At 64.1% G+C, this 21,503-nt stretch carries 19 protein-coding genes; 11 read left to right on the top strand and 8 right to left on the bottom strand.

Features of this window, described 5'->3' with window-relative positions; all coding sequences use genetic code 11:
• Positions 1-159: 159 nt before the first annotated feature.
• Positions 160-1,152, top strand: a complete 993-nt coding sequence (locus ACSVHC_RS04990) for a trypsin-like serine peptidase (RefSeq protein WP_437772827.1) — start codon at positions 160-162, stop codon at positions 1,150-1,152.
• A gap of 173 nt (positions 1,153-1,325) precedes the next feature.
• Complete coding sequence (locus ACSVHC_RS04995) at positions 1,326-2,360, top strand: trypsin-like serine peptidase (RefSeq protein WP_439180627.1); 1,035 nt, start codon at positions 1,326-1,328, stop codon at positions 2,358-2,360.
• A gap of 194 nt (positions 2,361-2,554) precedes the next feature.
• Here the strand turns inward: ACSVHC_RS04995 and purH are convergent, their stop codons facing one another.
• Complete coding sequence (gene purH, locus ACSVHC_RS05000) at positions 2,555-4,252, bottom strand: bifunctional phosphoribosylaminoimidazolecarboxamide formyltransferase/IMP cyclohydrolase (protein WP_437772825.1); 1,698 nt, start codon at positions 4,250-4,252, stop codon at positions 2,555-2,557.
• A 120-nt stretch (positions 4,253-4,372) separates the two neighbouring features.
• Here purH and ACSVHC_RS05005 point away from each other — a divergent pair, with 120 nt between their 5' ends.
• Genes ACSVHC_RS05005 through ACSVHC_RS05015 form a run of 3 tightly spaced genes read left to right on the top strand, consistent with a single transcriptional unit; the run spans position 4,373 to position 7,633 of the window.
• Positions 4,373-5,311: an N-acetylglucosamine kinase gene (locus tag ACSVHC_RS05005; RefSeq protein WP_437772824.1), complete on the top strand. Its 939-nt coding sequence runs from the start codon at positions 4,373-4,375 to the stop codon at positions 5,309-5,311.
• Positions 5,304-6,260 carry an N-acetylmuramic acid 6-phosphate etherase gene (murQ, locus tag ACSVHC_RS05010; RefSeq protein ID WP_437773969.1) on the top strand — a complete coding sequence of 319 codons (957 nt, stop codon included), beginning with the start codon at positions 5,304-5,306 and terminating at the stop codon, positions 6,258-6,260. Before ACSVHC_RS05005 ends, murQ begins: the two co-directional genes overlap by 8 nt.
• A 20-nt stretch (positions 6,261-6,280) precedes the next feature.
• Positions 6,281-7,633 (top strand): MFS transporter, encoded by a 1,353-nt coding sequence (locus tag ACSVHC_RS05015; RefSeq protein ID WP_437772823.1) that lies wholly within the window; start codon positions 6,281-6,283, stop codon positions 7,631-7,633.
• 115 nt (positions 7,634-7,748) lie between these two features.
• Here ACSVHC_RS05015 and purN read toward each other — a convergent pair whose 3' ends face one another.
• A complete protein-coding gene (gene purN, locus ACSVHC_RS05020) occupies positions 7,749-8,321 on the bottom strand; it encodes a phosphoribosylglycinamide formyltransferase (protein WP_437772822.1) in 573 nt (190 codons plus the stop codon).
• A gap of 38 nt (positions 8,322-8,359) precedes the next feature.
• Between purN and ACSVHC_RS05025 the strand changes: the two genes are divergently transcribed.
• Positions 8,360-8,782, top strand: coding sequence for a hypothetical protein (locus ACSVHC_RS05025; RefSeq protein ID WP_437772821.1), 423 nt, complete (start codon positions 8,360-8,362; stop codon positions 8,780-8,782).
• Between the two features lie 30 nt (positions 8,783-8,812).
• On the opposite strand, the gene ACSVHC_RS05030 is transcribed toward ACSVHC_RS05025, so the two are convergent.
• A complete protein-coding gene (locus tag ACSVHC_RS05030) occupies positions 8,813-10,144 on the bottom strand; it encodes a cell division protein PerM (RefSeq protein ID WP_437772820.1) in 1,332 nt (443 codons plus the stop codon).
• Between the two features lie 332 nt (positions 10,145-10,476).
• Between ACSVHC_RS05030 and ACSVHC_RS05035 the strand changes: the two genes are divergently transcribed.
• Complete coding sequence (locus tag ACSVHC_RS05035; protein WP_345450010.1) at positions 10,477-10,941, top strand: DUF4383 domain-containing protein; 465 nt, start codon at positions 10,477-10,479, stop codon at positions 10,939-10,941.
• Between the two features lie 153 nt (positions 10,942-11,094).
• On the opposite strand, the gene ACSVHC_RS05040 is transcribed toward ACSVHC_RS05035, so the two are convergent.
• From ACSVHC_RS05040 to ACSVHC_RS05055, 4 genes are all read right to left on the bottom strand, one after another.
• Positions 11,095-11,826 carry a maleylpyruvate isomerase family mycothiol-dependent enzyme gene (locus ACSVHC_RS05040; RefSeq protein ID WP_437772819.1) on the bottom strand — a complete coding sequence of 244 codons (732 nt, stop codon included), beginning with the start codon at positions 11,824-11,826 and terminating at the stop codon, positions 11,095-11,097.
• Positions 11,826-12,656, bottom strand: coding sequence for a fumarylacetoacetate hydrolase family protein (locus ACSVHC_RS05045; protein ID WP_437772818.1), 831 nt, complete (start codon positions 12,654-12,656; stop codon positions 11,826-11,828). The genes ACSVHC_RS05040 and ACSVHC_RS05045 overlap by 1 nt, the downstream gene beginning before the upstream one ends.
• The gene (locus tag ACSVHC_RS05050) at positions 12,653-13,783 is read right to left on the bottom strand and encodes a cupin domain-containing protein (protein WP_437772817.1); all 1,131 of its coding nucleotides are present in this window, start codon (positions 13,781-13,783) and stop codon (positions 12,653-12,655) included. Before ACSVHC_RS05050 ends, ACSVHC_RS05045 begins: the two co-directional genes overlap by 4 nt.
• A gap of 192 nt (positions 13,784-13,975) precedes the next feature.
• Complete coding sequence (locus tag ACSVHC_RS05055; RefSeq protein WP_437772816.1) at positions 13,976-14,776, bottom strand: IclR family transcriptional regulator; 801 nt, start codon at positions 14,774-14,776, stop codon at positions 13,976-13,978.
• A gap of 47 nt (positions 14,777-14,823) precedes the next feature.
• Between ACSVHC_RS05055 and ACSVHC_RS05060 the strand changes: the two genes are divergently transcribed.
• The 4 genes from ACSVHC_RS05060 to ACSVHC_RS05075 all read left to right on the top strand — a co-directional run bounded on the left by ACSVHC_RS05060 (position 14,824) and on the right by ACSVHC_RS05075 (position 19,213).
• Positions 14,824-16,152 carry an MFS transporter gene (locus ACSVHC_RS05060; RefSeq protein ID WP_437772815.1) on the top strand — a complete coding sequence of 443 codons (1,329 nt, stop codon included), beginning with the start codon at positions 14,824-14,826 and terminating at the stop codon, positions 16,150-16,152.
• Positions 16,145-17,416 carry an FAD-dependent oxidoreductase gene (locus ACSVHC_RS05065; protein ID WP_437772814.1) on the top strand — a complete coding sequence of 424 codons (1,272 nt, stop codon included), beginning with the start codon at positions 16,145-16,147 and terminating at the stop codon, positions 17,414-17,416. Before ACSVHC_RS05060 ends, ACSVHC_RS05065 begins: the two co-directional genes overlap by 8 nt.
• A 109-nt stretch (positions 17,417-17,525) precedes the next feature.
• Entirely contained in the window at positions 17,526-18,962 is a 1,437-nt protein-coding gene (locus ACSVHC_RS05070; RefSeq protein WP_437772813.1) for a flotillin family protein, read from the top strand.
• 8 nt (positions 18,963-18,970) lie between these two features.
• Positions 18,971-19,213, top strand: coding sequence for a hypothetical protein (locus tag ACSVHC_RS05075; protein WP_437772812.1), 243 nt, complete (start codon positions 18,971-18,973; stop codon positions 19,211-19,213).
• A 55-nt stretch (positions 19,214-19,268) separates the two neighbouring features.
• Here the strand turns inward: ACSVHC_RS05075 and ACSVHC_RS05080 are convergent, their stop codons facing one another.
• The gene (locus ACSVHC_RS05080; RefSeq protein WP_439180628.1) at positions 19,269-21,158 is read right to left on the bottom strand and encodes a polysaccharide deacetylase family protein; all 1,890 of its coding nucleotides are present in this window, start codon (positions 21,156-21,158) and stop codon (positions 19,269-19,271) included.
• Positions 21,159-21,503 lie beyond the last annotated feature (345 nt).

Here is a 21,503-nt window from a genome sequence, read left to right on the forward strand (position 1 = left end):
TGAGGGGGCCGGATTGCCGCGTACCGGGACGGCCCCGTTCGAGCTGTGCTACGTCATACCCCGCCGCACCTTATGTACCTCCGCGCCAAATCGGAGTAGGTTCATGGGGTCAAACTGTGGCCGACGACACGTGGCCGCCAAACGATTGGCAGGACAATCATGACAAAGAAATCACTCCCCATCACTGGTCTCCTGAGCCTCCTTACCTCCGCCGTTTTGACCCTCTGTGCCGCTGGAGGGGCGGCAGCCGCAACGCCTTTCACCGCGGTTTCGAGCTTCGCAGCGCCTGGGACGCAGCAGCTCGTCAGCTTGGCGACAACAAACACCGACCCCACGGGGTACTGGACTCCCGAACGGATGCAAGCGGCAATTCCTGGCGATGTCCTAGCTGGCAAAGCCCTCGCACGAGGTGGCACCTCCAGCACCGCCAACGGCACGGTCGAAACCGGACCGCCAGTGAAAATCTCCAGCGCCAAAGGCGGCAGCGCGAGCCTGCACCAAGACGAAGACCCCATTGACCACGTCGGCAAGGTCTTCTTCACCATGGGTGCCTTCGCCTACGTCTGCTCCGGCAACGTGGTGGTGTCGGACAACGACAGCACCGTGGCGACCGCGGGCCACTGCGTCAATGAGGGTCCTGGCGCATTCGTGAAGAACTTCGTCTTCGTTCCGGCTTATCTCAACGGCAAGGCCCCTTACGGCATTTGGCCTGCCAAAGCCCTCTACACCACACCCCAGTGGCGCACCGCGGGCGACATCCGCTATGACACGGGCTTCGCAGTCACTGCCACGGTGAACGGCAAGCACTTGGCCGACGTCGTCGGCGCGTCCGGCGTCGAGTTCAACCAGGACCGGGGGCTCAGCTACCAAGCGTTCGGCTACCCTGCCGCCCCGCCGTTCGACGGGCAATCGCTGAAGAGCTGTTCGGGTGACGCCACCAAGGATCCGATCAATCCACAGTTCAAGGCGCAGGGCATTCCCTGCGATATGACGGGCGGATCATCAGGCGGACCATGGATGGTGGACTCAGGCCGGGATTCCTACCAAAACTCCATTACGAGCTACGGCTACCCCGGCGGCCCGGCTGTGATCTACGGGCCTTATTGGGGCTCCGTCATCCGGGAAGCCTACGAGTCGGCGTCCGCGTCCTAGGTCCTCCGGCTACTCGGAAATAGGGCAGAATTCGCATCTTGTCAAAACGAAAGTCAAATCTCACAAAAGTTTCACAATCTCTTTACATGCTTGTCATGGCTTGGGTAGTTTCGGTTCCGTCAGTCGGCGGCCACCACCAACCGACCGCCTTCCCCTCGATATCTAGGACAACTGTGACGAGAACGAAGACCCTGGCCACAAGCCTGCTGAGCCTCACTGCCGCCGCCTTACTCGCACTGGGCGCCGGCAGCGGGGCCACGGCGGCTCCGTCCATGAACAATGGCGCCGATGCGTCGACCGTCAGCAGCAATTCGGCGTCGGACGCCAACACCGCTGACTTTTGGACTCCTGAACGGATGAAGAACGCCGTCTCCGGCGACGTTCTCGCGAGCAAGGCGCTCACGCGGGCACAGGCCGCAGTGGGCCGTTCCGACCTCCCGGTTTCTCCCGAGCAGGTATTTTCCGGCTTGGGGAGTGCCCTGACCACAATCGAAGGCCAGAAAGCCGCCAGCCCGGCAGCGCCGTCCCCGGCCGTGGACCGCGAAACGAACGCAAGTGAGTCGTCCGTTTCGCACATCGGGAAGGTGTTCTTCACACTCGGCGGGGTGAACTATGTCTGCTCCGGCAATTCCGTCACCTCGGCCAACCAGAGCACGGTGTCCACCGCAGGCCATTGCCTGAACGAAGGCCCCGGAGCGTTCGCAAGCAACTTCACGTTCGTTCCCGCCTTCCTGGACGGCGCCGCGCCCTACGGCAAGTGGACGGCCAAGGCGCTCTACACAACCAGCCAATGGTCCTCGAATGGAAATATCCAGTACGACACCGGTTTCGCCGTGATGAACACCCTCAATGGCCAGAAGCTCTCGGACGTAGTGGGCGCCTCAGGGGTCCAGTTCAACGCCGCACGAGGACTGGCGTACAAGTCGTTCGGCTACCCTGCAGCATCGCCGTTCACCGGAGAATCACTCAAGAGCTGCTCCGGCACGGCCGCCAATGATCCCAACAACCCCCAGTACAACACCCAGGGGATCCCCTGCAACATGACGGGCGGTTCTTCTGGGGGCCCGTGGTTCATTGGAACCAGTTCCAGCGGGTACCAGAACTCGGTGAACAGCTACGGCTACGGAAGCAACTCCAGCAACATGTACGGCCCGTACTGGGGCAAGGTCATCCAAGGCACGTACCAGACCGCGTCCACGGCCCCCTAGCCTCCCCCCTCTCCCCCGGGCATGCCCCCTGTTCGCTCCCAGGGCTGGACATATTGCGAATATGCCCGGTCATGAACACGAAAAATGGACATGTCCACCCGGGAACGGGGGACATGTCCATTTTTGGTGAAGCAAGTGGACCTCGCGAAGCAAGTGGACCTCGTGAAGCGAGTGGACCTAGTGAAAGCCCGGACCTAGTGGAAGAAGTGCCGTGCTCCGGTGAAGTACATCGTGATGCCGGCGTCGTTGGCCGCGGCAATGACTTCCTCATCGCGCACTGAACCGCCAGGCTGCACGACGGCGCGGACGCCGGCGTCGATCAGGATCTGCAGGCCATCGGCGAACGGGAAGAACGCGTCGGAAGCGGCCACGGCACCGCGGGCACGCTCGGGAGCGCTGCTCGCGTCTGATTCTGTCGTCCCGACGTTTGAGGCACCGCCGGGGGCATCGCCCCCAATAGCACCGTCGGACTCCACCTGAACGCCCAAGGTGTTGGCGCGCTCGACGGCCAGTTTGCACGAGTCCAGGCGGTTGACCTGGCCCATGCCGATGCCAACTGCCGCTCCGTTGTTGGCGAGGAGGATCGCGTTGGACTTGGCGGCGCGACAAGCGGTCCAAGCGAACGCGAGGTCGGCCAGCGTGGCCTCGTCGGCGGCTTCGCCGGCGGCGAGGGTCCAGTTGGCGGGGTTGTCGCCGTCGGCGTCCACCTTGTCGGCTTGCTGGACGAGGACGCCGCCCGAGACCTGGCGGATTTCCGTCGGGTAGCGGCCGTAGCCGTCCGGGAGGGCCAGCAGGCGGATGTTCTTCTTCTTGGACAGGATCTCAACGGCTTCCGGCTCGAACCCCGGGGCGATCACAACCTCGGTGAAGATTCCGGCCACGGTCTTGGCCATTCCCGCCGTGACGATGCTGTTGGCGGCGATGACGCCGCCAAAAGCGGACACCGGATCGCAAGCGTGGGCCTTGGCGTGAGCGTCGGCGATGGGGTCGGCGGCATCTGCGGAACCAACGGCCACACCGCAGGGGTTGGCGTGTTTGATGATGGCGACAGCGGGCTCGGAGAAGTCGAACGCGGCGCGGAGTGCGGCGTCGGCGTCGACGAAGTTGTTGTAGCTCATGGCCTTGCCGTGCAGCTGGTCTGCCTGGGCGATGCCGGCGGGCGCAGCCTTGTCCACGTACAGGGCGGCCTGCTGGTGCGGGTTTTCGCCGTAGCGCAGCACCTCAGAGCGCTCAAGGGCGAGGCCGGCGTAAGCGGGCCAGTCGATGACGCCGTCGCCGTCTTCGTCGAGGAACTGGTTGGCAGTCCAGGTGGCAACGGCGGTGTCGTACGTCGCGGTGTGCGCGAAGGCCTTCGCGGCCAGGCGGCGGCGCGTCTTCAGGTCGAAGCCACCAGCAGCGGCGGCTTCCACCACGGCGCCGTAGAAGTTCGGGTCAACAACGATCGCGACGGCGGCATGGTTCTTGGCGGCCGAACGCACCATGGCGGGGCCACCGATGTCGATCTGCTCGACGACGTCGTCCTGGGCAGCGCCGGAGCGGACTGTCTCCACGAACGGGTAGAGGTTGACCACGACGAGGTCGAAAGGCTCGATCTCCATCTTGGCGAGCGTTTCCATGTGGGCAGGAACGCGGCGATCGGCCAGGATGCCGCCGTGCACGCGGGGGTGCAGGGTCTTGACCCGGCCATCGAGCATCTCCGGAGAGCCGGTGACTTCTTCGACTTCCTTGACCGGAATACCGGCTGCGGCGATCTTCTTCGCGGTGGAACCGGTGGAGACGATGGCGACTCCTGCTGCATGCAGGCCTTTCGCTAGCTCCTCCAGCCCCGTCTTGTCGTAAACCGAGATCAGTGCACGGCGGATGGGAACACGGTCAAGCTGCGTCAAGCTCACAAAAGTCTCCGTCTTATATCGCGGGATTCCGCGGTTGCTGGGGATATGGACGAGTTTATCGTGTTGTGGCTCCTCTTCGTTTTTCGAGACGTGGCCGCGTCCGCAACATATGGTTGGGCCATGGATTCCGAGGATGTGATTTTGGTAGCCGACGTCGGCAAGAGCCGGTGCCGGGTTGAACTCAGGCTGGGGAATGAGGTGTTGGGCTCGGCGGACCAGCAGGGCTTCCCCGGCCTGGGCATGGACAACGGCGCGCGGCTCGCCTTCGAGCTGATGGCTGACACCGCGGCCATGCTGCCGCGGGGGCTTCCGGCAGCATTCGCGCAAGGTTCGTTGCGGGGAATCGGCGCCGCCGTGGCCGGGGTTGAGGCCTCAGCGGCCAACTCCCACGAACTCGCCGTCCTGCTGTCCGAGCGCTTCAAGGTCCCGGCCGCGGTTCTCTCGGATGCCACCGCGGCCCAACTCGGCGCCCTGGATGGCGCGCCCGGAACAGTGCTGATTGTGGGCACGGGGGCTGTTGCCTTCCGCTTCGACGACGCCGGGACCCTCCACCGCGCCGACGGTTGGGGACCGCTGTTGGGCGATCGCGGAAGCGGCCGCTGGATCGGCCAGCAGGGTCTTCAGGCCGCGTTGCAAGCGCACGACGGCGGAGCGGCCACGTCGTTGCTCGGCGCGGCTGCGGCGCTGCTCGGCTCGCCCGCGCAGCTTCCGGCGTGGCTCGCCGAATCCGACAACCCTGCCCGGGCGATGGCGCGTTTCGCGCCAGTGGTGCTGGACGAAGCGGAGGCGGGAGACGCCGTCGCGCGCGGCATTGTGGACGAAGCGTGCAGGCTCCTCGTGAACACCGTGACCCTTGCCTCCGGCGAGACGAAACAAGTGGCGCTGCTTGGCGGCGTCGTGAAATCGGAGTTCTTCGGCGGGCTCTTGCACAACGCCCTCGCTTCGGCTGGGATTGAGGTGGTTGTGGCTCTCGGCGATGGAATGGACGGGGCCGCCCTCGCAGCGAACCGCCGCGGGCTCCTCCAGGAAAGGTACATTCACCGTGACGGAACTGCCTGACGCTTCTTCCCCTGATTCTCCCGACGGCGACCGGCTCAAGGAACTCCGCTCCGAGCTCGAAGGCCTGCAAACCGAAGCGGCATCGCCTGCGCTCAGTGAATTGGACACCATGGGCACGGCCGAGCTCGTCGCCGCCATGAACGAGCAGAACCGCGGCGTCCCGGCCGCCGTCGAACAGGCCAGCGCGGAGATCGCCGCAGTGGTCGACGCCGTTGCGGAGCGCCTCGCCCGCGGCGGCCGGCTGCTCTACGTCGGCGCAGGAACTGCCGGGCGGCTCGGAGTGTTGGACGCGAGCGAATGCCCGCCAACCTTCGGCACTCCCCCGGGGCTCGTCGTCGGGATCATCGCGGGCGGCACCCAGGCCATCCAGAAACCGGTGGAATACGCCGAGGACAACGCCACGGCCGGAGCCCGGGACCTGCACGACATCAGCGTGACCGAGGCGGACACCGTCATCGGAATCTCGGCTTCGGGACGCACGCCATATGTGATCGGCGCCCTCGAGGAGGCCCGCAGCCGAGGCGCATTCACGGCATCGATCGCCTGCAACCACGACTCAGCCATCAGCAAACTGGCGGACGTGGCGATCGATGTGGTGGTCGGTCCGGAATTCGTTGCCGGTTCCACGCGGCTGAAGGCGGGCACGGCGCAAAAACTCGTCCTCAACATGATCAGCACGCTCGCCATGGTCAAGCTCGGGAAGACCTACGGAAACCTGATGGTCGACCTGCGGGCAACCAACAACAAACTCCTTGCGAGGTCCCAGCGGACCATCCAACACGCCACGGGCGTGGACGCGGAAACGGCGATTCGCGCGCTGGATTCCGTGGGTGGATCGGTCAAGGCGGCCATCCTGGTGGTGCTGACTGGCATCGATCCGGCGCATGCGAAGAGCGCTTTGGATGAGGCCGGCGGCTTCCTGCGAAAGGCGATCGAGAAGCACGGATAGAGTTTTCCCCAGGAGGGGAAATGAATACTTACACAACCGTCCCGAGCGGCGAGCAAGTTGTCCAGGAGCTGCCATGGCGGTGGAAAGTCCAGGGCAGGATCTTCCTGATCGGCGGCCTCGGCTTCATGTTCGATGCCTGGGACGTCACCCTCAACGGGATCCTCATCCCGCTGCTTTCCAAGCATTGGTCCCTCCAGCCCGCCGACGCCGGATGGATCGGTACCGCCAACCTGATCGGCATGGCCTTGGGCGCTTTCGCTTGGGGCACCATCGCGGACACCATCGGCAGGAAGCAGGCCTTCACCGCCACCCTGCTGATCTTCTCCATCTTCACGGTCCTGGGAGCTTTCGCGCCGGACTTCGTCTGGTTCTGCGTCTTCCGCTTCATGGCGGGCTTCGGGCTGGGCGGCTGCATTCCGGTGGATTACGCCCTGGTAGGTGAATTCACCCCGCGGAAGCAACGCGGCAAGGTGCTGACCGCAATGGATGGTTGGTGGCCCGTGGGCGCAGCCCTGTGCGGCTTCATTTCGGCCGGACTCGTCGCTGCCTTTGCCGATTGGCGCCTCACCATGCTCGTCATGGTGTTGCCTGCCCTGCTGGTGTTCTGGGTCAGGCGGAGCGTGCCCGAATCCCCGCTCTTCCTCATCCGCAGGGGCCGGCGCCAAGAGGCCGCCGACGTCATCGACGGTCTCGTCCTGGCCACAGGGGCCGAGCCACGGGCCTACAGTCTTCCCGCCCCGCAAGACGCACCGCGCCTCTCAGCCGGCAGCGCGTGGCAGCAGCTACGGCGGGTCTGGCAGTTCAACTGGAAGATCACGACGGCGGCCTGGGCCCTGTTTTTCAGCATCCTTCTGGTCTACTACTTGAGCCTGACGTGGATGCCGCGGATTCTGATCGGCGCCGGATTCGAGGAGTACAAGGCCTTCGTGACGACAGCCGGGATGGCCGGCGTCGGGCTCCTGGGCGTGGCGGTCGCCGCAGTGCTGGTGGAGCGGGTGGGCCGCAAATGGATCCTGGCCATCACGGGGCCGCTGTCCGCGTTGACCCTGGTGATCGTGTCCTTGGTGGTGGACATTCCTGACGCCGCGGTGTTCTGGCTCCTGGCGTTCGGCTTCGTTATCCAAGTGGCGATCCCGGTGCTCTATACGTATGTGTCGGAGCTCTACCCCACCGAGCTCCGGGGCTCCGGCTTCGGCTGGGCGTCGACGTTCTCACGGGTTGGAGCAGGCATCGGGCCGCTCGTGTTCGCCTCGTATTTCTGGCCCGAGTTCGGCTTGGCCACGTCCTTCGCCTTGGCCGGCGGGCTCATCGTGGCGGCGGTGCTGTGGATGGCATTGTTTGCGCCCGAGACCAAGCAGCTCGACCTCGACTGAGCATGCCCCCGCATCCCCCCGCATCCCCCCCGCATCCCCAACTAGCTCGCATTAGTTGTCGTTTTGAGCCGTCATAACGACAACAAATGCGAGTCAGTTGGGTCCGAAGGAGGACTCAGGCGTGTTTTCCCGCCGCGAGCTCCGCGAGGGTCCGGACCAGGAGCCTGCGCTCCACCACTTTGATGCGTTCGTGCAGGGTATCTTCAGTGTCCTCCGGGGCGATTTCGACGGCTTCCTGGGCGATGATGGGCCCGGTGTCCACGCCGGCGTCGGCCCAGTGGACGGTGCAGCCAGTCACTTTCACGCCATAGGCCATGGCATCGCGGACTCCGTGAGCACCCGGGAAAGCGGGCAGCAATGCCGGGTGCGTGTTGAGGTACTTGCCGCCGAAGGCATCGATGAATTCCGGGCTGACAATCCGCATGAACCCTGAGGAAACCACAACGTCCGGATCGTAGGAGGCAACGGCTTTAGTAAGCGCGGCGTTCCAATCGGCCCGGTCCGCGTAGTCCTTGAAGTCCACCACGAAAGTGTCCAGTCCGGCTTCGGCAGAGCGTTCCACGCCGTAGGTACCCGGCCGGTCTGCTCCCACGGCCGCGATCTCAACGTCCAGCTCGCGCGCTTTCACGGCGTCGATGACTGCTTGGAGGTTGGAACCGGTTCCGGAGACGAGGACAACAATGCGCATTGCACTAGCTTATGGCTGGCTCGCGTAGGCTGGAAAACATGAATTCCGGCGTTGGACCCACCCCGCAGCATCAGCCACAGAGCGAGGCTGCCAAATCAGCGCTTGCCGTTACCCAAACGCTGTTCAGGACATTCCTGCTGACCGTGCTTGGCGCCATCTTCGTCTACATCCTGAACATCAGCTACGTCTGGCTCAGTGGCATCCTCACCGTCATCGCGGGGGTGCTTGGAGTGGTGGTCCTCGTGCGGACCATCCGGTTCAAGCAGCCACGCATCGTCTTGTTTGGCACGATTTCCGGGCTCGTGGTCACGGCCGTCATGTGCCTGCTGGTGCTGACCGCGGTTGTCTTCTTCCAGCAGATCACCACCTTGGAGAACTGCGCACGAAGCGCCCTGACGCTCCACGCCCAGAACTCGTGCCAGGTGGATTTCCAGAAGTCCATTCCCTCCGGATTGCGCTAGCCGGGGCGCGAGCCAGGTGAGGCGGGCACCTTAGCGGCGGTCGCCGTCGTACACGGCATCGTCGAGATCCGCCTCGTGGAGCTTCTGCCGCCTCTCGAGCCAGGGCCCCACCCAGTAACCGATTACGACGCCGATCCCCACCTCCGCGGCGATCCAGACTGCCGTCCACCGCGGGTCCGGGCCGATCTCGGTGAGACGCCCGATTCCGGCGGAACCACGCGCAAGCCAGGCGAGGCCTCCAGCCAAAGCCCCTGCGACGGCCCCGATGAGCGCGCCGAGGATCAACGTGGAAACAGGAGCGGTGAACCAGCGCGCCTTGATCTTGATGGAAAGCCATTCGTCGAAGTGGTTCTCCCCCGCACGCAGGAACCACCACCCTGCCAATAGACCAGCGATCACCGGAAGGGCAAGGGCCGCGGCGCCGAAGTCGAGCTGCCCGGTGGGCAGTGCGCCGAACACAGGAATCGCGGGCAGCGGCCCGACGGCGGTGCCCAGCGGCCCCGCGTGCGAGCCGACACCGAGCGAGAAGCCGGCGCCGGAGGACCAAGCCAAAGTGAAAACTGCCAGATTGGGCAGATAGCCGAGCTGGGCGATGGTGAGGACGCCACCGCCGAGGGCCCCGGCTTTCAGGCCTTCGTAAACAGCGATGATGTCCGTCCAGTGCATGACAAGGTCGACGGCGAGCAGCGTCGCTGAGAGTGTCATGGCCGCCATGATTGCCACGAATCCGGCCTTGATGGCGGAGCCGAAGTAGGACCCGGCCCAACGGGAATGCTGGCTTGTGCGTGCGAGCCAATCGACGGCGTCGACGCCAATGAGCCTGCTCCAGGAGCCGGACTCCCGCCGGGCGCCCACCACCATGCCGAGGCCGAACGGGATAAGGGGAATTAATGCAGCGAACCAGATATTGATGCCGATATCCTGCGTGCGACAGACGAATCCGGTCGCCGCGCCGAATGCCCCGTAGACGAGCAACGCTCCGAAGAAGGCCTGCCACAGCTGGTCCGTGTAGGAGGCCCTGGCCAGCCGGCGGCCCGCGCGCCATGCCAGGAGGAAGGGGACCAAAGTCAGTCCGAGCGGGATAAGGGACAGCATCCCGGACCCCGGTAGGCCTGCGGTTCCCAGATTGACGGTGGCAAGCTGCAGCGGCACGCCGTGGACCAGGAGCCAAGTTTGGCCAGCCAAGCGTGCCAGGAAATCGATAGTGTGGTTCTGGAATCCGTCAGTTGCCCAGACTCCGATCAGCGGCAGGACCACCACGAGCGCCGAGATGATAGCGGCCTGGGCCGACTCAAGGGCACCCTGCAGCCACAAAGGCATGGGCAGGCCATGGTTACCGGTCTGATCAGCGCGCAGTTTCATCGTGTTCTATCGTGCCACGGCGTGCCCCGCTCCCCCGGCAGGCGCCCGCACGGCCTGCAAATCCTCCAACGCCCGCTCACTTATAGCCCCCTTCCGGCCAACGCTCGCTCACTTATAGGGCGCGATCACCAAACGCTCGCTCACTCCGGCCGCGCCGCCGTCGTATGGGTGAGCGAGCGTCCGGGGAAAACCGCGCATATCTGAGCGCGCGTCCGGGGGCGGCGAGGTCCGGGGGGGCGGCGCCGGGCCGCCGGGCTGCCGCCGCTCCCAGCGCTTTTTGCATATGCCAGACGTAAAATTGGATTGTTCGCAAAGGTGGATGGAGGGCATAAATGACTACCGCAACCCCACATGCACATGGTGTTCACTTTGGACGCACGGACATCCAGAACATCGGCATGGGTGTAGGTATTCTGATGGCGCTGGTGGGCCTTCTCGGATTCATTCCGGGCATCACCATGCGGTACGGGGAATTGCAGTTCTTCGGGCCAAATTCGCACGCAATGCTCCTGGGTGCGTTCCAAGTGTCTCTGCTGCTCAACATTGTGCAGCTGCTGATCGGCGGAACCAGCTGGGCGATGTCCCGCTCGGGCGGCCATAGCGCACGCAATATCCTGATGAGCTTCGGTGCCTTGTACATCGTGCTCAGTGTGTACGGACTGAGTGTCGGGGTTGATTCGGCGGCCAACTTCCTGTCGCTGAACACGCTCGACAACTGGACGTTCATCGTCTTGGGCATCCTGATGGTCGCCGCAGGCTGGATGTTTTCACGGCATCTGGCTGACGACGCAAAATAGCCCATTCAAAGCCCGGAATAAGTTAGCCCGGGATTACAGGAGCCGCCAATGGTAGGGTCTAGAGCCAAATCTGAATAGTCATACAAGCGGTTGGTGCAGTTCCTGCGGTGAAGAAGCCGGGGGCTGTGCCAACCTTCTTTGTGCCCTACGCCGTCAGATCCACTTTGGTGCCGCCGGTACCGGCCCGGCACCACTAGCGACACCGCCGGTCCCGCGCCCGGTGGCCCATTGCACGACGCCGGCAAGAGGCCCGGTGATCACGACCGCGGCGTCCGGATCGCCGAACGTGAGGTCTGTGGCGGCGACTCTGACCAACAACCCGGCATCGGTGCCCCGGGTTGCCCAAGCGGAGGTGATGTCGCGCAGCAGCCGCTCCAGGACCGACGCCGGGATGTCGCCGAACGATGCTCCGTTGTCGAGGTCGACGGCGTGCACCCAGACTTCGCGGGTGCGCATCCAGACCGTTTCCGACGCCGGGACGGTGCGGCCCTGGGCCGTGCGCACCGTGTGGTGCCAGGCGTCCTCGGGCAGATCCCGCCATTCCACGCTCAAGTGCACGGCCGAATGATCGAAGAGGTTCCGCAACGCGATGGGAGACAGAGTGGCACCGAAGTTGATCTCCTCATCCCGCGCGGCAACGGAGGGATACATCGGAGTCTCCACGCCGGTCGAGGCCCACTCGACCAAGCGGGCGATGGCCCGGGCGTTATAGCCGACGTGTGCTACAACGTGGCGGCGGCTCCAGCCGGGAAGCAGCGAATCGCCGTCGACCCCGACGTCGGAGAGTTCGTTGAGCTTGCGGGCGAAGAATGCGGTCCCCCGCCGGGCCTGCAGCAATTGTTCCTGCAGGCCCGGATCGGTGGTGAGGTCCTGGCGGGCAACCATCAGGCTTCCTTGACCACGCGGTTGTTCAGCTGGCCCAGGCCCTCGATGGTGGTGACCAGGAGCTGGCCTTCCTGCAGGTACCGCTTCGGGTCCTGGGCATGGCCCACACCGCCCGGCGTGCCCGTGGCAATCACATCGCCCGGGTTCAGCGTGATGATGGTCGAGATGTAGGACACGAGGAATTCCGGGGTGAACACGAGGTCCCCGGTGGGGGTGCTCTGCTGGATCTCACCGTCCACCGCGGAAGTCATCAGCGGCCCCGCGGTGAATTCGTCCTTGGTGACCAGGGCCGGCCCGAACGGCGTGGACTTCTCCCAGGTCTTGCCCTGCAGCCACTGGACGGTGCGGAACTGGTAGTCGCGCATGCTGATGTCGTTCAGCACCGAGTACCCAGCGATGTGATCAGCCGCGTCGGCTTCGCTAATGCGGCGCCCCTTCTTGCCGATCACGACGGCGAGCTCGGCCTCCCAGTCAACGGTGTCCGATTCCTGCGGCAGCGCCAGATCGTCGTTGGGACCGATCAGCGATTCCTGGTACTTCGCGAACAGGGTGGGGTACTCGGGGATGTCCCGGCCCATCTCTTTGATGTGGTTGCGGTAGTTGTGCCCGACGCAGATGATTTTCCCCGGTGAGGGCACGACGGCGGCGAGGTCGGCGCCGTCGTACGCGTGCGTTGCGCCGTTGGCCGCCTCAGCGATGGCCGCCCAGGCGGGGTTCTGCAGGAGCGCGCCCACATCGGAGAAGCCGTCGATCTCTGTCAGGGTGTCGCCGTCCTGGCGGACGGCCACGGTACCTTTGTCGGCGCCGGTGCGGAGGGTGAGGAGTCTCATTTGTTGCGTCCTTCGATGTACGTGCGGTTGAAATTCAGTCGTTCAAAAATGGGTGCGTCGCTGAAGCGGAACAGATCGAACTCGCTCTCGGCTTCGAGGGACCACAGAGCCCAGGACGGGACCACGAACAGGTCGCCTTTCTCCAGGATCTTGGACTCCCCGTTCAACACCACGGTGCCGCGTCCTTCGAAGACCTGCCAGACGCTCGAGCCGACCTCGCGCAACGGCTCGGTCGAAGCGCCGGCCCGCAGACGGTGGAATTCCGCGCGGATGGTCGGCATGACGTCCCCTCCGGTGGTCGGGTTGGTGTAGCGCACGGCGGCGTGGCCCTGGGACACAGTGGCGGGGTGGCCTTCATCTTCGAGAAGCAACTGTTCGCGGAGGGCCGCGTCCGTGTGCTCCCAGCGGTAGGCCGCGATCGGGGAATTCACCGTGTCCTGCAGGCCGGAGAGCGGGCGCAGTCCCGGGTGAGCCCACAATCGCTCGGAGCGCGAAACATCCGGGGTGGCCTCATCCGTGACCCGTTCGGTGCCGAATTCGAAGAACCCGGCGTCCGCGTAGTGCACGAACGGGATGTCCAGTCCGTCGATCCACGCCATCGGCTGATCGGTGTCGTTGTGGTGGCCGTGGAAGTTCCAGCCCGGCGTGAGCAGGAAATCCCCGCGGCGCATCGCCACCGGGTCCCCATTGACAACTGTCCAGACACCTTCGCCCTCGACGACGAAACGGAAGGCGTTCTGCGAGTGGCGGTGCTCCGGGGCAGTTTCATGCGCGCCCAGATACTGGATGGCGGCCCACAGGGTAGGCGTCGCATACGGCGTGCCGGACAGGCCAGGGTTGGCCAGTGCTATGGCACGGCGTTCACCACCCCGGCCTACGGGCACGAGGTCCCCGGCACGGGCCGCCAATGGGTACAAATCGTTCCAGCGCCACACGTGCGGCACCGCTTTCGGGGACGGCACCATCGGCATCAGGTCCGCGATCTCGGTCCAGAGCGGGATCAGGTTCCCGGCTTCGAAATCCTCATACAGCTGCTCCAGCTGCGCCGCTTCCTCCGGGGTCGGTTCCGGAATCGCGTGCGCGGCGGCAACTGATTCATGCGTTGTGCTATCGGCGCTGATGGACACAGGGGCCTCCTCGAGGGGTACGGGACAGTTTTTGCGTACTCCAGACCCTAGGGAGGTCCTCAAGTGATCTCCAGCATATTCTGCTAGCCAGAATCCGCTGGCCCAACTGACAGGCCCGCTGACCCAACTGGCTCGCATTTGTTGTCGTTATGGGCCCTCAAAACGACAACGACTGCGAGCCAGTTGGGTGGGTTAAGGCTGGGACTCGGCCGGATTGGCTGCGATATCGATCTCCAATTGGCGCTGGGTTTCCCGCATGATGCCCACCAGTCCGCTGTCGAAGAGCCTGCGGAACCTTGCCACGGGAGTCGCGACACTCAGTGCACCCACGGCAACGCCCCGTCCGTTGTGAAGGGCAACCCCCAAGGCGCTGATCCCCTCCTCGGTGCCCTCGAAATTCGCGGCGAATCCGTTGCTCCGGATCGTCTCGAGCTCGCGGAGGAAAGCCGGATATTCCGCGTCTGGAATGTTGTCCCCGCCGATTTCCGCATTGTGGCTGCGGAACAACTGCTCAATCATGGCGGGCTCCAGTTCGGCCAGCAGCGCCTTGCCTCCCGAGGCCTTGTTCGCGGGCAGAACGGTCCCCTGGCGGTCGCCTACCCGTAAGGCGTTGGTCCCCTCCACCGTGGCCAGGAACCTCACTTTGGTGCCCACCCGAACCATGAGATTGACGGTCTCGTTGATCCGACCACTCAGGAGTTCCATGTGCGGCTGCGCCACCGTGCGCAGCAAACGGCTCCAGCTGAGTCCTGCCGGGCCAACCCCCATGGCCGGCCCAGGCACGTAGCGGCGGGTCTCGTCCTGGACCGCGAACCCCCGGTAGACCAGCATGGCCAGCAGCCGGTGCGCTGTGGAAGGGGCAACTCCCAGCTCCGCGGCGGCGTCCTTGAGCCGTAGGCTGCCGCCGTCGCGCAGGAGCTGAAGGAGGTGTAGGGCATTGTCGACGGCCTCGATGGAGTAGGCCGGTTTCTTGCGGGCTGGGAGATTCTGCACCACAGAATTCTATTGGGCTATACAAACAACGGCCACACAGTGGTGGGATGAATCACACACCATCCGCTGCAGCGCCGGAGCGGACCCAACACGGCGTTCACCAATCCCCCGGGGCCTCCGCCCGGTTCTCCAAGCGATCCGCCGCCGCTGTGCTTGTCTGCTGGCTGCTCGTAGTATTCGATGGCTACGACCTCATCGTTTACGGAACCGTGCAGTCGTCCCTCATCACCGACACAGGCTGGGGGCTCACCAAAGCCACGGCCGGCACGGTCGGTTCGATGGCATTCCTGGGCATGATGATTGGAGCCATCTTCGCTGGCAGGATGTCAGACAGTTGGGGCCGCCGACGGACGATCATCGCCTGCGCCGCGCTGTTTTCGCTCTTCACGATCCTGTGCGCGTTCTCCCCGAACGCCTTTGTCTTCGGGGGCCTGCGCTTGCTGGCCGGCATCGGCCTAGGCGGACTTGTTCCCTCGGCAAACGCCTTGGTCGCGGAGCTGGTCCCTGCCAAATGGCGGTCCACCATCGCCACTCTCATGATGTCCGGAGTGCCGATCGGCGGCTCGATTGCCGCATTGGCTGGGATTCCGCTGATTCCCGCATTCGGGTGGCCGGTCATGTTCCTTGTGGCCGCTGTGGCGCTGCTCGTGGTGGTTCCGCTGGGCATGCGCTTCCTCCCGGAAACTCTCCCGGCGACCCTCCCGGCAGCAAAAGATGCGAAGCAAGCAGTGGGCTTCAAGTCCCTGCTCCGGGCCCCGTACCTCGGCATGAGTCTCCTGTTCGCGGTCTCCACCCTCGTAACGCTCTTTGCCTGGTACGGCTTGGGCACCTGGCTGCCGAACCTGATGCAACTGGCTGGCTACAACCTCGGGTCAGCCCTGACGTTCGCGCTGGCGCTCAACCTCGGTGCCGTCGTCGGCTCGGTGGCCACCGCTTGGGCAGGAACCCGCTTCGGCCCGATCCCGACGGCGATCGCGGCAGCCGCCGTCGCCGCCGTCGCGCTGGCCGTACTGGTGGCGGGGCCGCCCGTGGGGCTTGTCTACGTCATGTTGGTGCTGGCCGGGGTGGGCACCCACGGAACCCAGTGCCTCATCATCGCGGCAGTGGCCAGCCATTACCCGGCGCACCTGCGGGGCACGGCGCTCGGCTGGGCCCTCGGAGTCGGCCGCATTGGCGCAGTCGCCGCACCCCAGGTAGGCGGACTGCTGCTCGCGGCCGGGCTCGGCGTCAACTCGAACTTCCTCGCATTTGCCGGGGCCGCCGCCGTCGCGGCCATCCTGCTCGGCGCGATCGGCGCGAAGATCAAAACGGCCAAAATCAAGACCGCCAACATCAATTCCAAAAACACCACCTCTGTAGGAGTTAGCAATGTCTGACCGCAAACCGTCCACTGAAGTCCTCGTCGTCGGCGGAGGGATGGCCGGCCTTGCCGGCGCCCTGGCCCTCCGCGCAAACGGCGCCGAGGTGACGTTGGTTGAGCGGGCGCCCGAATTCGGTGAGGTCGGCGCGGGCCTGCAGATGGCCCCCAACGCCTCCCGCGTCCTGAAGCGTTGGGGCCTTTTGGAGAAGGCGTTGGAAATCGGCGTCCGGCCCAAGCACTTGGTGTTCCGCGACGCCCTGACCGGTGAGGAACTCACCCGTCAGACCCTCGGCGGCGAGTTCGAAGAGCGCTACGGCGCCCCGTACGTCGTGATCCATCGCAGCGACCTGCACCGGATCCTGTTGGAGGCCTGCCAGGACGCCGGTGTCCGCTTGGTGAACGACGTCGTCATCGAGAAAGTCGAGACCGTGAACCACCGCGGCGTGGCCCACACCGCGAGCGCCGACGTTTACGAGGCCGACGTCGTGATCGGCGCGGACGGCCTCAAGTCCACGCTCCGCGCCGCCGTCGCGCAGGACGGGCCGGTGTCGTCGTCGTACGTCGCCTACCGCGGAACGGTGCCCATCACGCCTGAGACCCCGGCAACCGATCTCGAGGACGTCGTCGTCTACCTCGGACCCGACTGCCACCTCGTGCAATACCCGCTGCGCAAAGGCGAACTGCTCAACACGGTGGCTGTCTTCAAGTCGCCCTCGTTCGAGCGCGGCGAGGAGCAGTACGGCGGCGTCGACGAACTCGAGGCCGCTTACAAGGACTGCATTCCGGCCGTACAGCTGGCGCTCCGGAACCTGGCGACTGGGATCCGCTGGCCCATGTACGATCGCGATCCCATCGAGAACTGGATCGATGGCCGCCTTGTTTTGATGGGCGATGCCGCGCACCCCATGCTCCAGTACTTGGCCCAGGGGGCCTGCCAGGCGCTTGAAGACGCCGCCGTCCTCCAGGACTCCACCATCGGTTCCGTGTTTACCGACGACGGCGTCGACGCCGGTGCGTGGGACCGCGCCATCGGCGATTTCAACTCAGCCCGCGCAGCGCGCACGGCCCGCGTCCAACGCACCGCGCGCGTCTGGGGAGAGTCGTGGCACGTTTCCGGCGTCGCGCGCATCTTGCGGAACCTGCTGTTCAAGAGCCGACAGGACGGCGACTTCCAGTACAACGACTGGCTCTACGGCCAAGAGGGCGACGGCGTACCGGCTGGCCCAGCGGAAGGCGCTTCAGAGGCGAGGACTGAATCGCTCGCGGGAACGCACGCCTAGGAGCATCCGTTGTGTCAATTGTAGGTATCCAAATTGCTGGACTCCTGGAGCAGACCACAGCAGACTGACTACACGAGCCACTTGGGTGCTTGCCGTTGAAAGGACAGTCATGTTCGACCTCGTTGCGTATCTCCCCCTTCTTGTCACCGTATTGGGGGTAGTTGTCGCCGTTGCCGTCATTAGGCTTCTCATCAAATTGATGTGGAAGGTGGCTGAACCAAACGAGGCATTGATCATTTCCGGTCTGACTCGGGGAAGTTTGGACACCAGGGACGGAATGGATTTCAAAATCGTCACCGGGAAAGGCGCCTTGGTGGTTCCAGGGCTCCAAACAGTGAGGACTTTGTCCCTCACGCTGAATGAAACAGAACTCCAGGTCAACTGCGTGACCTCGCAAGGTATCCAGGTGATCGTGGAGGGCGTGGTTATTTACAAAATCGGTGACGCCGCACCTTTCATTGCGAATGCCGCGAGGAGGTTTCTCGGCCAGCAGCCCAAAATGCAAAGCCAGGTCTACAACGTTTTTGAGGGGCATTTGCGCTCGATCATTGGCAGCATGACCATGGAGGAGATCATCCGTGAGCGCGACAAACTTGCGTCGTTGGTCCGCAGCGCCAGTGGCATAGAAATGGAAAAGCTTGGCCTAGTGGTTGATTCCCTGCAGATCAAGGATCTCCAGGACCCCACGGGCTATATCCAAAACCTGGCCAAACCGCACATTGCGCAGGTCAAAATGGAGGCCCGCATCGCTGAAGCCACCAGGAACCGCGAGGCCGCGGAGCGGGAGGCCGAGGCCGCCGCCCAGATCGCGGACGCCCAAAGCCTTTCGGCGATCAAGCAATCAGCGGCCCAAGCCAATGCCGAAACCGCCAAGGCCAACGCCGCCCAGGCGGGACCGTTGGCTGATGCCACGGCTCGCCAGCAAGTGGTGGTCCAGGAAACCGAGGTGGCAAAGCTCGAGGCGGACCGTGAGGAGCAAAAGCTCCAGACGTCCATCCGGAAGCCTGCCGATGCCAAGGCGTACGCGCAGCGGACTGAGGCGGAAGCCCAAAAGGCCGCCGACATCAGCGCGTCCGAGGCGCGGGCACGGCGCACGGAACTCGAGGCCCAGGCGAACGCCCGCAAGGTGGAAGTCGAAGCCCAGGCCAACGCCACGGCCGCGGCCGCCATTGCGGGAGCTACGAAGATCACCGGTGAAGCCGAAGCGGCAGCCACCAAGGCCCGGGGTGACGCTGCAGCCTCCGCCATCAAGGCCAAATCCTTGGCGGAAGCGGACGGCATCAAGGCCCGTGCCGAGGCTCTCGGAACCAACCAAGAGGCCGTTATCTCCCAACAGCTCGCGGAGAACATGCCTGCGATCGTGGCAGCCGCTGCTGAACCGTTTGCCCACGTGGGTAACCTGACGGTCCTGAACGGCGGCGAGGGCCTCAACAGCATGGTGGGTGGGATCCTGTCCCAGGTGGGCAACTACCTGCCCTCGATCACAGCAGCGCTCAAGAACGGCAAGGAACCGCCCAAGCGGCCCACCAAAACGCCTGATGCGTAGGGACACCGATGCACAAAGAGGTTGATCGGAGCCTGACGGGCAAAATCGGTAGGGTCACGGGTCGAATCGGGCCGGGCACCGTGGGGGAAGTGATGCTGCCGTTCCACGGCGGCACGAACGCCTTCCACGCGCATCCATTCGACAAGAGCAGTGTTTTCAACGTGGGTGACGAGGTGCTTGTCATCTACTACGAGCCGCCCGGGACAGTATTCGTGGACGAGCTGCCGGACGTCCTGAAGGCTGCCAGATAAAACAACTGAGGGCGGCTAGTTGGCCGCCCTCGGTTGTTTGTCACTGATCAGTTAGTCACCCCAGTGGCGGGGCTCCCACGGTGTCATACAGCGAATAGTCATCCGTGGTGACTGTGCCGTTGTTAAACAGGCTCAAGCCGAAGCTGATGGCAGTGGCCCCGGCAGGAAGTGCCGGCGTCGTGAAACTTGCCTGTGTGTAGGTGCTGGCTGCAGCCAGCCACGGTCCGGAGGTCCAGTACACCCAGGCTCCGGAGGCGTCACGATAATACAAGGCAAACTGTGTGACGGCTGTGGAGGTGTACCAGGTACGCACCGAATAGGTGTGTCCCGCGATGGCAGGTGGAGCGCAACTGCCGCTGTCCATTGTGGGAAGCAGTTTCGCATCACCACTGGAGTAGCCCGTGATGGTGAGTTTCTCCGCTTTGGTACCGGTGTGGGCCGTGGCTACGGTGCTGAACGCGGCGGTGTTGGCGCCGTATCCACCTGCCTGCCAGCATTGCGGGAACGATCCGGCCCCGGCTGTTTCAAGGCTCGGGTTCTGTACCAAGTTGGTTCCGGCCGGCGGAGGCGGAGGTGGTGTCACGGTGGCGACGTCGAACATCTCGTAGTCGTCAGTCGTGATAGTGCCGTTGCTGAACAGGTTCAACCCGAAACTGATGCCGTTGGCACCGGCAGGGAGCGCCGGAGTGGTCCAGGTGGCCTTTTGGTAGGTAGTAGCTGCGGCGAACCATGGGCTGGAGGTCCAATACGTCCACGAACCGAGCCCGGTTCGGTAATACAGCTCGAACTGAGTATTGGTGGTGGACTTGTACCACGCGCCTATGTTGTAGGTGTGTCCCACAGTTGCCGTTGGAGAACAGCCTCCCAAGTCCAACGCGGGCAGTAACTTCGCATCGCCGTCGACATATCCACTCACGACGAGCTTTTCAGCGACGTTTCCTGTGTGACCCGGCCTGACGGTGGAAAAGGCTGCGGTATTGGTTCCATAGCCTCCGGCTGCCCAACATTGCGGTACGCCGTTCACCAGGGTTTCAAGACTCGGGTTCTTGACCAGGTTTCCAGTGCCCTGGGGCGGGACCGCCGGACCCGACACGAGCGGTTTCACGGTTCCGCCGATGACCTGGGCCACCGTCTTGACCGTGGTGGTTGCGGGTCGGGACTTGAGCCACGTGGCGAACTGGTTGAAGAGGGTCGGGGTGATGTTCAGCGGATCCGTGCTGGTGGCTGAAATGTGGTGGAACGTGAGCTGGACCCACCCGCCTGCGGGCTCCGCCTGGGTGACGGACTTTTGGAGGTCTGCCAGGGTCCAGGTGTTGTCCACTTCATCAGGGGCGGCCGTGTTGTACGGGTTGGCAGGAGGGATTGTCTCCGCGAGCGGGCACCCGGCGCAGCTGAACCGGGTCTTGATGTCGCCAAGTCCGCGGGCGCTGTTCATACCGCAGTTCTTGGCAATCGTTTCGATAGAGGCGTTCTCGGCTGCGAAGGGGTAGGCGAAGTCGGTGATTGTGAATCCCCAATTGCTGAGGTTCACTCTGTCATTGCATATCTGGCGTGTGGCCTCGTCGGCCGGCAAGGTGGTGAGATCGGGGTGGGTAACAGTGTGGCCGGCAATCTCGTTGCCGTTCGCCACGAGGCCCTGCATGTCCGCCACAGTCATGTAGCCCGGATTGTTGATGAATCCGGACGGCGTGAAGAAAGTACCCACCAGGCCCAGGCTCTGCATGGTCTGCGCGGCGTTGAGTTGGTCGGCATTTGCGTCGTCAAAGGTCAACGTGACGACGGTTGGATTAGCGGCTTGGGCCGCGGGTGCAGTGATGCCGGCGGTGACGCCGGTGAAAGCAAATACCACCACAACGGTGGAGAACCACGTAAACCATTTACCAGGGATCGTCCCTTTAAACGTCCGGTGCTGGTCAACCTGGTCAGTACGGTTGAAGATCTTCATAGGGTCTGGCTCGATTCTAGACAACGGCCTGGCCGGACATACGGGCGGCGCAGGGTGAATCACCCAACGCTATTCAGCATGTGCGGGCGCGCCGCCCAGTCATCGCCCGCTTACCGAAATACCCCGGTGCCCGGGACAAGCCCCAGTCATGGCCACGAGGTTCACTACCGTTGTCACCGTAAATCGGGCCCATATTGGGGAATAAGAGTGACTTCTACCCGTCTTTCAGCTCCGTAATTACCTAGAGTGGCGAATTTTCCGTCCCTACGGATCCTCCACTCGGGGAAACAACATCAATTTGTTAACCAAACCTTCCCCTCGCAGTCACGCCCATTCCCCCGCTTC

This window comes from Arthrobacter sp. KNU-44, from assembly GCF_051843155.1.
Classification (GTDB): Bacteria; Actinomycetota; Actinomycetes; order Actinomycetales; family Micrococcaceae; genus Arthrobacter.